We start from the raw sequence: 12247 nt of genomic DNA, 5'->3' as shown, positions 1-12247 counted from the left end.
CTCCGCAGGCGCCGCTCAGCCCCGCGCGCGCAACAGCAGCAGCGCGACATCGTCGACCCGGTCGCGCACCGACGAGCTGTGCCGCACCAGCAGATCGGCGAGCTCGTCCAGCGGACGGTCCCCGGCCTCCGTGAGCACCCGGCCGAGGTCGGCGAGCGACTCCTCGATGTCGACACCCGGGGACTCGATCAGCCCGTCCGTGTACAGCACGAGCACACACCCCGGAGTCAGGTCCACCTCCGCCGTCGGATAGGCGGGCGAACCGTCGATGCCCAGCAGCGGACCGCCCGCGAGGTCGAGCACCCGCACCCGCCCGTCCGGCCGCCTGAGCAACGGCGGCGGATGCCCGGCACGGGCCATCACCGCCCGCCCCCGCTCGGGATCGAGACTCAGATACAGGCAGCTGGCGAACAGATCGGAACCGAGGTCGATCAGCAGCCGGTTGGTGCTGCGCATGACCTCCTCGGGAGAGTGCCCCTCCGTCGTGTACGCCCGTACCGCCGTGCGGATCTGGCCCATCAGCCCGGCCGCGGTGACGTTGTGGCCCTGCACGTCCCCGATCACCGCCGCCGTCAGACCCGGCTCCATCGGCACCAGGTCGTAGAAGTCGCCGCCGATCTCCATGCCCTGGGTCGCGGGCAGATAGCGCGCGGCCGCCTCGATGCCGGGCAGCTCCGGCAGCGAGTGGGGGAGCAGAGCGGCCTGGAGTCCGTGCGCCAGCTGGTGCTTGGCGTCGTAGAGCTGGGCCCGCTCCAGCGCCTGCGCGATGAGCCCGCCCAGACTGGTCAGCACCGCGCGTTCGTCCGCCGGGAAGGTGTGCGGTTCGGCGTAGGCGAGCACACAGGTGCCGACCGGCCGGCCCGAGGCGATGAGCGGCAGATACGCCCACGCGGCGAACCCGTCGGGAGCCGCGTACCGCGACGGATACAGCCGCTCCAGCTCCTGCCGGGAGTCGAAGAAGGCGGGCACACCGGTGCTCAGGACCTGCGCGCCCGGGGTTCGCTCGGCGAGCGGCAGCCCGTCGAACCGCTCCACGGCACGCGGGTCGGGACAGCCGCGATGACCGAGGACGTGCAGCCGCCCGGACCGCGAGCCGAGCACGATCAGCCCCTGGCTGCCGACGGCCGGGGCGATCTCGTCCGAGACGAGCTGCACCACGTCCTGCACGCTGGCCGCCTCGGTCAGCGCGCCCGCCAGGCTCAGCACCTGGGAGATGGTCACCAGCCGGGACGGCGTGTCACCGGGCTGGGGTCCGCGGCGGGCCATCTCGGCCACCGCCCGCGCCCTGCTGATCCGCACGCTCAGACCCGTCGTGCTCGGATACATCCGGAAGGACAGCCAGTCGCCGGGCGGGCGCAGCGCCACGAACGACGTGGTCTGCTGGCTGAACAGCGCGGCCCGGTAGCGGTCCTCGTAGACGGGGTCGTTCAGCCAGGGCACCGCCGCCCACAGCTGGTTGCCGAGCAGCCGGTTGGAGGGGACGCCGATCAGCTCGGCCGCCGCCGGGTTGGCGTAGCTGACCCGCCCGTTCAGGTCGAGCGAGCACAGCCCGTACGGCAGCCGCGACACCATTCGCGCCGCCTCCACCGAGCCGAACATGCCGGCCGAGCCGGCGAACGCCGGACCGGCGAGCAGATCGGGCTCGGGCAAGGGCGGGCGGCTCGCCTCGAAGGCCCGCTCCAGCCGCACCGCGAGCCGCCGGCAGGCGGCGATCAGATGCTCCCGGTCCCGCACCGACAGCTCCGGCGGGTGCGAACCCGGCCAGGTCACGAAGATCGCGCCGTACGCGGTGGTCTCGGTGGCCACGGGCAGCGCGGCCAGCGCGAACGGATACGGCAGCACGACCGCGATCCGCGGAAAGCGGACCGCCATGTCCTCCTCGCCGCCGACCCAGACGAGCTGCCGCTCGCGCACCGCCTCGGCGACCGGGATCGGCGCGCTCAGGCCGACCCGCTCCCAGGGCGCCGCGAACGCCCTGGGCAGCCCCGCCATCACCGCCATCTCCAGCACCGGCTCGTCGGCCGCCAGCAGGTACACGCCACCGGCGTGCGCGTGCACCTCGTCCATCATCGAGGCGAGCGCCAGCGACAGCAGCGGCCGGCCGACCCGCGTCCTCGCGGCCGCCGGCGCCTGGGCGGACGTCTGCCCGTCGGACACCCCGACCACCTCCTCCGCGGAGCCGCGCGACGAGTCCCAGGGCTCAAATCTGCCTCCAGAAGTCGCGCCGCGCACGGCGAGCGGCGCCACACAGGCCGAAGCGGGCCCGTCCTTACCCCATGGCCGGGTTCCCATGCCCCCACAGCCGATGCGCGAAGCGGCGTGCGGGCGCCACCCGTGCGCCCCCGCGCAACCTGATGGCCGGATCTTCGCGCCTGTTGAAGGTCACGAACGCCAAGAATGGGGCACGCGCTCAACACCATGAAAGCGATGGAAACGGCGAACGGCGAGCTGGAGGGGCAGCAGTGATCCGTGTCCTTGTGGTGCACGACGCGTGTCTCGTGCGATCGGTACTGGCGGAGTGGTTACGCAGAGAACCTGACCTGGGGGTCTACGACACTCCCTGGCGCAGCGCACCAGCGCGGGTGCGATCGGTCCGCCCGGACGTGTGCGCGGCGGACCTGGAGTACTCGGAGGCGTACGGCCTCCCGCCGCTCGGCGAGCTGCGGGTCCGGGAGGCCGGCCGCACGCCGCCGCACCTTCTCGTACTGGCGAGTGCCAAGCGGCCGGGGCTGCTCCGGCGGGCCCTGGAGGCGGGGACGCTCGGCTATGTCGACAAGGAGGGCTCACCGGACAATCTCGTACGCGCGATACGCCGCGTGGCCCAGGGGGAACGTTTCATCGACGACTCGTTGGGCTTCGGGTTCCTCAAGGCCGCCGAGATGCCGCTGACCCGCCGCGAGCTCAGCGTGTTGTCCCTCGCCGCGGAAGGGGCGTCCGTCGCCGAGATCGCGGGGAGCCTGCACCTGTCCCACGGGACCGTGCGCAACTACATGGCGGCCATCACCCGCAAGACCGGGGCCCGCAACCGCATCGACGCCATCCGGATCTCGCAGGGCGAGGGATGGGTCTGAACGTCAGTGCGGCACGGGGGTCCAGGCGCCCACGAGTTCGCGGTAGCGCGCCGAGCACCGGACGAGCTCGTCGTGCGTTCCGTATGCCGTGTCGCGGCCGTCCATCATCAGGACCCGGTCGGCGCGCCGGGCCGAGGTGATGCGGTGGGCGACGACGACCAGGGTGCCGCCGGGGCGGGCCGCGAAGGCGCGTTCCGCGCGTTCCTCCGCCCGCGGATCCAGGTGGCAGGTCGCCTCGTCGAGCAGCGCGAGCGGCGCGTGCGACAGATGGGCCCGGGTCAGCGCGATCAGCTGCCGCTCGCCCGCGGACAGCGCCGCGGGATCCACCCGGCCCTCCGGCCCGCCCAGCGCTTCGAGCAGCGGCCAGAGCCCGACCGCCGCGGCGGCCGCGAAGAGCTCCGCCTCGGGGACGGGGTCCGGCCGCAGATGGGCGAGGTTCTCGGCGAGGGTGCCGGTGAACACGTACGCCTCCTGCGGGATGAGCACCCGCCGCGCGAGGGCGCCCGCCCCGCGCGCGGCCTCCCCGCCCACCCGCACCGAGCCGCACCGAGGCTCCAGCAGCCCGGCCACCAGAGCCGTCAGCGTCGACTTCCCGGTCCCGCTCGGCCCGACCACGGCCAGGTGGGACCCGGCGGGGAGCGTCAGGTCGAGGTCTTCGACGACGGGGACCGAGGCGGGGCCGTAGGCGAAGGTGACGGAGGTGAGGGCCAGGGCGGGAGCCCGACGTGCGGTTGAAGCCGGGGACTCGGCCGCCCCGGTCCCGTCGCCCGGGCCGAGCCCCGCGCCGCGTCCTCCGTCCGGCGCCAGTCGCCGCAGTACCACCGCCAGGCGTGAGCCGCTGGTGCCCAGGCCGTGGAGGAGGTTGTGCAGGGCCGGGAGGAGGGACTGGGTGACGTAGGAGAGGGCGCCGACCAGGGCGCCGGTGGTGACGCCGTGCCGGAGGAGCCAGGGGGCCGTGGCGAGCAGCAGCAGGATCGGGAGCTGTCCACCGAGCGCGAGGGCGGCCACGCGTACGACACCGAAGCGGGCCAGGGAACGGGCGGCCCGCTCCTCGGCGTCCACCAGAGACCCCACGCCGGCGGCCGTCCGCTCCTGCGCACCGGTCGCCGTGATGTCCCGCAGCCCCGGGCAGACGGCGCCGAGCCGGTCGGCCAGGGCCTCGTCGGCCGCGAGGAACGCCTCCTGCCGGCGGGCCAGCGGCCGCAGCGTCGCCGCGAACAGACCGATGCCCGCGGCCAGCGGAGGCAGGACGACGAGCAGCAGCAGCGGGGCGAGCGAGAACAGGCCCGCGAGCGCGCCGACGGCGGTGAACACGAACGACCGCGACACCATCACCAGCCCAGCGAAGGTGTCCCGTGCGATCTCGACCTGCTGGGTGAGCCCGGACAGCGCCCCGCGGTCCGCCTCGCGCACCCCGCGTTCCACGACCCGCCGCACGAGCCGGTCCCTGAGCGGTTCGACCAGCGCCGCGACGGCCGCGTACACCCGAGCCGTGCCGTACGCGCCCACCACGACCCCGAGCCCGGCGACCCCGAGCCACGCGAGCCCGGTCGCCGTCCGGCCCGCCAGGAACCCGTCGTCCAGCGCACGGGCCGGTGCGTACCCGATGAGGAAGCTGTGCCCCGCCTCCAGCACCGACCACAGGCCGAGCCGTACGACGACCCGCCACCGGTCGCGCAGGAACCGCAGTCCTCGTGCGGGGAGCCGGTCAGCCGTGGGCTCGTGCGTCTGGTCGGTGGTGTCGGGTGGGTCGGTCGCTTTCGTGGGTGAGCTTCGGATCGTCGGGGCTCGCGTGGCTCGTCGCCACCGGTCCCGCAGTCCCAGTGAGCGGAGGGGGCCCGTCATGGGCGCGTCTTCCCGGTCGGTGCGGCAGGGTGAGCCGGCGCTCCCGTGAACGTCTCCCGGTACGCCGGGATCCGCCACAGTTCCTCGTGCCGCCCCACCGCCCGCACCCGCCCGCCGTCCAGCCACGCCACCGAGTCGGCCCGTGCCGCCGTGGCCGCCCGGTGGGCGATCAGGACGCGGGTCGTGGACGAGCCGTCGTCGGCCAGGGCCTCGGTGATGCGGGCCTCCGTCACCGTGTCCAGGCTGGACAGCGCGTCGTCGAGGATCAGCAGGCGGCCGCCGTGCGCGAACGCCCGCGCGAGACCGAGGCGTTGGGACTCGCCGCCCGAGCGCGGGGCGTCGGTCAAGGCGGTGGCGTATCCCTGTGGCAGGCGACCGACGAAGTCGTCGGCGCGGGCGGTGCGGGCGGCCTGCCGGACACGAGCGGGGGAGGGGGCGGTCAGGGAGAGGCCGATCGCGTCCTCGACGGTGTCGCCCAGCAGGACGGGGCGGTCGAAGGCGTAGGCGACGGCGCGGCGCAGGTCGTCGTGGGTCAGCTCGCTCAGGGGCACCCCGTCGAGCAGGACCTCGCCCGCGTCCGGGTCGGCGAGCCGTCCCGCGAGGGCCGCGAGCACCGACTTGCCCGTGCCGGAGCGGCCCACCACGGCGAGGGTGGTCCCGCCGGGCACGACGAGGTCGACGCCTTCAAGGACGGCGCGTCCGCCGCGCCGGGCGGTCACCCCGCGCAGCTCCAGCCGCCCGGGCCCGGGAGGCAGCCGGCGCGTGCCGTGGGCGGGGGCGGGCTCGACGACGACCTCGCCGAGGCGTCCGGCCGCCGCCCTGGCCCGGGCCACGCCCGCGAGCTGCGCGACCAGCATGCCGACGCCGGTCGCCAGGACCGCGTAACGGGAGGCGGCGAGCACCTCCCCGACAGACAGCCGGTGGCGGGCGAGCAGCACGCCGGCGACGGCGATGACGCCGAGTTGCAGCAGCGGGGCCACGGTGACGGCCTGGGCCGCGGCCCGGCCCTGCACCTGCCACATGCGGTGCCCGGCACGGGAGAGTTCGGGGAGCGGCCGCAGGATCCGTGCCGTCTCCCGGTCCGCCGTGCCCGCCGCGGCGACGGTGCGGTGACCGTCGACGGCCTCGGCGAGCGCGCCCGCGATCCGGCCCTGCTCCCGTTGGTAGTCGCTCACGCATCGGGAGGTGTCACGGGCGAAGGCCCGCAGCAGCAGGGCCAGTACCGGGGCCCCGGCGAGGAACGCGGCGGCGAGCCAGGGATTGATCAGGGCGAGGGCGACGACGCCCCCGGCCGGCCCGGCGAGCGCGGCGGCCAGTACGGCACGGGCGGCCGGTGCGGTGCCGGCCTGCGCGGCGTTGCCGACGAGCCGCGCCACGAGGTCGCCGGACCCGAAGCGGCCGGTGGCCCGTGGGCCCATGGCCAGGACGTGCCCGGTCAACCGGTGCCGCAGCCAGGCCGTGGCGCGGGCGTCGACGGTGCCGACGAGAACGCTCTGGCACGCGTCGAGCAGGGCGAGCGAGAGCACGAGCGCGGCGCAGCACAGTACCCAGGCCGTCGCCGGGGCTCCCGCCAGCAGGAGGTCCAGGGTGCGGCCGAGCGCCGCGGGCAGCAGCAGCCCGGCGCCGGTCGCGACGGTGCTCACCAGGCACAGCGCGACGGTACGGGTCCCGCTGTGCCGGGTGGCCGAGCGCGTCAGCGTCCGGGACGGGACATCGGCGGGGTTCGTCATTCCGGGCTCGCTCCTCGGTCCGGAAAAGGGGCCCGGACGGCCCCTCCGCACAGGAGGGGAACCGCCCGGAGCCGTCACTGCACGAGGTGTCAGAGACAGAGACTGATGCTGGCCTGGCTGGCGCAGAGCAGCAGGCTGAGCGTGCTGCCGCCGCCGGTGTGCTGTTCGGTCTCCATCGTCTGCAGGTCGAGAAGTGCCATCTCGTGTCCTCTCCTTCTCATGGGGACGGGGTTGAGTCACGACTCCGTCAGTGCGCGGAGCCGCGTTCTGTGGGCCGCGCGGGCGGCGGGAGGAAGGGCAGGTGGGCCGGTGCCGCACCCGCCTCGTCGGTGCCCAGGGCCGCACGGAGAGCCAGCAGACAGCCGGCCGTTCCGGTGCCGAGGTCCATGGAGAGCCGCATCATCTGATGCCCGGGGAAGGCCAGTTGGCCCTGGTAGGACATCGCGTACCAGCCGAGCCCGGAGATCTGGTCGGCGAGCCGTCGCGCGTCCGCGCCCGGCGTGGTCGTACGGCTGAGGTGCAGGATCATCCCCGCACGTCCCTGGAACAGGCCGGGCTGTGCGTAGAAGCGGGAGGTGGCGGCGGTCAGGATCCCGGCGCGGGCCCGCTCGAACACGCCGGTGTCGTCGGCGGCGTGGGCGAGGTGGTCGTCGAGGACCATTCCCAGGCCCACGCTGCCGTCTCCCAGGTACGGCATGGTCCGCCGGCCCTCGTCGACCTCCAGCGAGCCGCTCTTCTGCTCGACGCAGCACGCGAGATCCCGGCGCAGTGCCTCGCCGGCCGCGTCCAGCAGCCGGCCCTCGCCGGTGCGCTCGTACCGTCGCAGCAGGAACAGCGCGGGCCCGCTCGCACCCCGCAGCAGTCCGGCGCGCGGGCGTTGCCCCTCCGGGGCCGGTTCGCAGAGGCGCCTTACGAGGATGTCCGCGGTCTCCGCGGCCCGCTCGCGCAGCTCAGGCTCGCCGGTGGTGTGCGCCAGGTCGTCGAGGACCAGGCCCAGCCCGGCCAGTCCGCCGCGCAGGTCGGAGGAGAGTCGCTGCCACCGTTCGCGCAGGATCGTGTCGATCAGGTCGAGGGCCCGCTGCCGGTGACCGAGCAGGCCGAGGACATGGGCCACGCCCGCGAGACCGTCGTACAGGCCCAGCGGGGTGCCGGCCGCGGGCCGGTCCGTGCGGTCCAGCAGCCAGCGCTCGCCCTCGTCGTAGCGTTCGGCGCCGCTCGCGGCCAGGGCGTACAGCACGCCGGCCGCGCCATGGGCCAGGCCCAGCCCGCCGCCGTCGGAGAACTGGGCGATGTCGCCGGGGAAGAGCCGGTCCTCGCGCTCCGGGGTCGCGGAGGCCAGCAGCGCCTTCACCATCGAGTCGCGGCTGTAGGGCCAGTCGCCGGGCTCCACGAACGACGCGTGTGCCGAGCGGGAGGTGGACCGGGCCGCCCGCTCCGCGCCGGGCACGTCCCGGGTGATCTCGGCGACCGCCTCGTCGAGGAACTGCCGTGGCACGTCCGGGAACCGGCCCGCGATCACCTGCGCCAGATGTGCCGCCTTGCCGCGGTCCACGACGAACAGCGTGGTGACGGGCAGGAACATCGCCAGCCGCAGACAGGCCAGGGCGTAGCGGTCGACGTCCGCGCCCCTGCGGTCCGGCGGGGCCATGAAGCCGGGGTGGGCGACGACCTGCCGGCCGTTCTCCCCGACCGGCACCGCCGCCTCGAAGTCGAGCAGGGACACCGACTCCTCGTCGGGGGCGACCATGATGTTGAAGACATGCAGGTCGTTGAAGACGATCCCGCGCGCGTGCACCGCCGCCACGGCACGCTCGACCGCCCCGTGGACGCGCAGCGCCCAGGCCGTGTAGTCGGCCACCGCGCGCGGGTCGGGGTCCGGACCGATCAGCGGGTGGCGTTCGGCGAAGAACGAGTTCAGGGTGCGCCCCGGCACGAAGTCCATGACCAGGAAGCGGTGTTCGCCGAGCAGGAACCAGTCCCGTACCTCGGGCACCACCCCGGTGCCCGCCAGCTGCTCCAGCGCGTACTTCTCCCGCTCCAGCCGGGTCACGGCGTCCGCCCCGTCCGCGGCGAGCCCCGCGTGCGGCCGGCCCTCCTTCAGCACCACCCTGCGCCCGTCCCGCGTGTCGGTGCCCGCGTACACCCCGCCGCCGTTGGAGAAGTGCAGCGCCTTCTCGATGCGGTACGGCAGCTCGCCGACCGTCGTGGTGTTGCGGGCCGCCAGATGCGGGGCGAGGAACGACGGCAGTGTCACCCACTCGGGCACCTGGAACGACGGCTCCCGCCGGTCCGGCACCAGCCGCCCCTCGCCGTCCCGCACCGCCGGTACCAGCGAACCGCGCTCGTCGACGACGAACAGCCGCGCGAAGGCGCCGTACCGCACGTACAGCGGACCCTCGCCCCAGCGCAGGTCGGTCAGGACGTACGGTCCCTCGAAACCCTCCAGCAGCCGGCCCAGCTCACCCAGCACCGTGTGGAGCTGCTCGTCGTCGGCCGGGTAGAGGGTGGCGAACTTGCCGCTGGAGTCCCGGCCCGCGTACTTGGCGTTGCGCAGATGCACCAGGTGAGGGCCCGGCACGAACTTGAAGGCGATGCCCCGCGGCACGCAGTAGTCCCAGACGATTCCCGCGATCCGCTCGGCGTTCGCGAGGGTCGCCGAGACATGGATCTTCCAGCCCTGGGCGCGGTCCGGCAGGGGAGTCCCGTCCGGGCCGAGCGGCGCCAGGGTCAGCCAGTCGCCGATCCGCGCGGACTTCCAGCCCGCGGGTGCCGCAAGCCGTGCCGCCCCGTACAGCGGCGCGGCCCCCTGGCCCTGTGCGGACAGCCGGTCCGGCGTCTCGTAGAAGTGCCGGTCCGCCAGCGCGTACACCTCGTAGCGCTTGTCCATACGCCCCCCTCCGCAGGCCCGGCACCGAGCCTTCCAGCGGGCCGGCGGCCACGGACAGTCACGGCTGTCACGACATCACCGTGCGGAACGCATGCGTGAAGTCATGTTCGGCTCCTTTCGAGCGCCGCACGCATCCTGGCTGCACGGAACGCACACAGGGGCTGCGCAGGTGGCTCATAAGCGCTGTAATGGCGGACGTGGTCACTGAGGGCACCGCGGGGCGCAGGACGAGAAGTCTGCGCGCCGAGGAGGCCCTGAAGGCGCTTTCCGTCGAGCCGGACTCCCCCGAGCGGCTCCGGCGGGTGCTGGAGCAGGCGCTCGTCTTCGCCGGAGCGACCCTGGCCGCGGTGTACACACCGAGTGAGGACGGCGAGCTGCTCTGCCTCGTCGAGAGCGCCGGTGTACCCCGCACCGTGTACGGCCTTCGCGACGGCTACACCCCGACCGGCCGCTCCCCGCTCGCCGAGGCCCGGCGCACCGACCGTGCCGTGTGGCTCGGCCCGGAGCAGCTCGCCGAACGCGCGGAATCCCGGCGGGCGCCGTCACGGGACTTCTCCCTGGCCGTCCTGCCCGCCGAGGGCGACGGCGGCTGCCTGCTCGCCGTGAGCGAGCGGCCCGGCGGCTTCGACGCCGAGGACCGCGTGTGCCTGGAGCTGGTCGCCGAGGCCGTCGCCTACCCCGCCCCGGCCGCGGCCGCCGAAGGGGGCGAGCTGCCGGTCAACGCGTTCAGTCTGGCCATGGACACCGGCCGGGTCGAGGTCGGCGACGGCCTCCTCGGGCTGTTCGGCATCGGACCGCGGCAGTTCGACGGCAGGGTCGAGACCCTGCTGGGCCTGACCGTCCCCGAGGACCTGCCGTCACTGATGTCGGTCGTCGAAGCGGACCACATGTCCATCGGCGACCGCGAGCTGGAGTTCCGGGTCCTCCAGCCCGCCGGCCCGCCCAGATGGCTCAGGCTCCGCGGCCGTCTCCTGCCCGGCGGCGAGGGCCGGCCCGCCCGCCTCGTCGGCACCGTCGCCGACGCCTCCACCCTGCGCCCCGAGGTCACCGACGTGGCCCGCGTCCAGCGCCTCGCCGCCGCCCTGGCCACCGCCGGCACCGTCCGTGACGTCAGCCACGCCGTCGTCACCGCCCTGCGCAAGCCGCTGCGCGCCGACCGCATCGCCCTCGCCGAGCTGGAGCACGACCGACTCGTCGTGACCGTCCTGGACCCGCCCGAACCCGAGTCCTGGCCGGAGTTGTGGCGGCTGGAGTGGCGTACCGAATGGCCGGACGCGCCCGTGCGCGCCATGCCCACCCTCGCCGCCGCGCTGCGTGAGGGCCGCGCCCGGATCTGGCCGGCCGGAACCCCGCTGGAACCCGCCCTCGCCGACGTCGGCCCCGGCGGGCTGGCCGTCCTGCCGCTGCCCGCCGGGGGCCGGATGGCCGGCGCCTGCCTCATCGGCTGGGACACCCCGCACGAGTTCGGCCCCGACGAACGCGCCCTGCTCACGGCCTCGGCCGGCCTCGCAGGCCAGGCACTGATGCGCGCCCACGCCTTCGACGCCGAGCACGAGCTCGTCGGCATGCTCCAGCGCCAGCTGCTGCCGCGCCGCCTGCCCCGGCTGCCCGGCGCGGAGGCCGTCGCCCGCTATCTGCCCACCACGGCCGGACTGGAAGTCGGCGGCGACTGGTACGACGTGATCCCGCTGCCCGACAACCACGTCGCCCTCGTCATCGGCGACGTCCAGGGCCACAGCGCGGCCGCCGCCACCCTCATGGGCCAGATGCGCACCGCACTGCGCGCCTACGCCGCCGAAGGACACCCGCCGGACGTCGTCGTCCACCACGCCAACCGCCTCCTGATGGACATGGAGACCGACCTCTTCGCCACCTGCTGCTACGTCGACGTCGACCTGGAGGAGGGCACCGGCTGGTGCGTGCGCGCCGGACACCTCCCGCCGGTCCTGCGCCGGCCGGACGGCGGGACGGAGATCGCCGAGGCGGAGGGCGGCCCGCCGCTCGGCGTCATGCGGCAGGCCGACTTCCCGATGAGCCCGCTGGGGCTGACCCCCGGCACCATCGTCGCCCTGACCACCGACGGCCTCGTCGAGTCCGCCGAGGACGACATCGACACCGGCATGGACCGGCTCGCCCGTGAACTCGCCCGCTCCGACCCCGCCCACCTCGGCCTGGTCGCCGACGCCCTGCTGGTCGGCGCCCGCCGCAACGACGACATCGCGCTGCTCCTGCTGCGCTACGACGGCATGGCCGTACGGCCCCTGCGCGAGAGCTGGACCGTCTGGCGCGTCCCGGAGGCCGTCGGCCACGCCCGTCGCTTCACCCGCCGTACCCTGCGGGCCTGGGGAGTGCCGCAGCGGACGATGGACACCGTGCTGCTCGTCGTGTCCGAACTCGTCACCAACGCCCTCGTGCACACGGACGGCCGCGTCCGCCTCGACCTGACGCTCGTCAACCACCGCGTGCGCGTCGCGGTCGCCGACGCCTCGCCCCGCACTCCCGTCAAGCCGACCAGCCTGAGCTGGGAGGCCACCGGCGGGCGCGGAATCCTGCTGGTCGAGGCCATGTCGGCGGCGTGGGGGACAGTGCCCGTCAGTGGCGGAAAACAGGTGTGGAGCGAGATCGCGGCAAGCGACCGAACCCCGAATTCCGGTGAATACGGGACGGCTCCGAGGTAACGCACAAGCGAACCGACCCCGTCAGAATGACCGCCC

The 12247-nt window shown here is 74.5% G+C and carries 7 protein-coding genes; 2 read left to right on the top strand and 5 right to left on the bottom strand.

Translation table 11 applies throughout. The annotated features are described in order from the left end of the window. Positions 1 to 15: 15 nt before the first annotated feature. Complete coding sequence (locus tag AC3ETA_RS37500) at positions 16 to 2166, bottom strand: PP2C family protein-serine/threonine phosphatase (RefSeq protein ID WP_432197362.1); 2151 nt, start codon at positions 2164 to 2166, stop codon at positions 16 to 18. Between the two features lie 296 nt (positions 2167 to 2462). Here AC3ETA_RS37500 and AC3ETA_RS37495 point away from each other — a divergent pair, with 296 nt between their 5' ends. Then, entirely contained in the window at positions 2463 to 3071 is a 609-nt protein-coding gene (locus tag AC3ETA_RS37495) for a LuxR C-terminal-related transcriptional regulator (RefSeq protein ID WP_432197361.1), read from the top strand. A 3-nt stretch (positions 3072 to 3074) separates the two neighbouring features. Here AC3ETA_RS37495 and AC3ETA_RS37490 read toward each other — a convergent pair whose 3' ends face one another. The 4 genes from AC3ETA_RS37490 to lanKC all read right to left on the bottom strand — a co-directional run bounded on the left by AC3ETA_RS37490 (position 3075) and on the right by lanKC (position 9533). Next, positions 3075 to 4916, bottom strand: a complete 1842-nt coding sequence (locus AC3ETA_RS37490) for an ATP-binding cassette domain-containing protein (RefSeq protein WP_432197360.1) — start codon at positions 4914 to 4916, stop codon at positions 3075 to 3077. After that, positions 4913 to 6646, bottom strand: a complete 1734-nt coding sequence (locus AC3ETA_RS37485; protein ID WP_432197359.1) for an ABC transporter ATP-binding protein — start codon at positions 6644 to 6646, stop codon at positions 4913 to 4915. Before AC3ETA_RS37485 ends, AC3ETA_RS37490 begins: the two co-directional genes overlap by 4 nt. Positions 6647 to 6735: 89 nt before the next feature. After that, entirely contained in the window at positions 6736 to 6846 is a 111-nt protein-coding gene (locus AC3ETA_RS37480; protein WP_030956464.1) for a SapB/AmfS family lanthipeptide, read from the bottom strand. A 47-nt stretch (positions 6847 to 6893) separates the two neighbouring features. Beyond that, on the bottom strand, positions 6894 to 9533 hold the full coding sequence (lanKC, locus tag AC3ETA_RS37475; RefSeq protein WP_432197358.1) for a class III lanthionine synthetase LanKC: 2640 nt from the start codon (positions 9531 to 9533) through the stop codon (positions 6894 to 6896). 188 nt (positions 9534 to 9721) lie between these two features. Between lanKC and AC3ETA_RS37470 the strand changes: the two genes are divergently transcribed. Beyond that, a complete protein-coding gene (locus AC3ETA_RS37470) occupies positions 9722 to 12211 on the top strand; it encodes a SpoIIE family protein phosphatase (RefSeq protein WP_432197357.1) in 2490 nt (829 codons plus the stop codon). Positions 12212 to 12247 lie beyond the last annotated feature (36 nt).

Source organism: Streptomyces sp. bgisy027, assembly GCF_057710365.1.
Note: the sequence above shows the minus strand (reverse complement) of the source record. Positions and strands in the feature narration are given on the sequence as shown.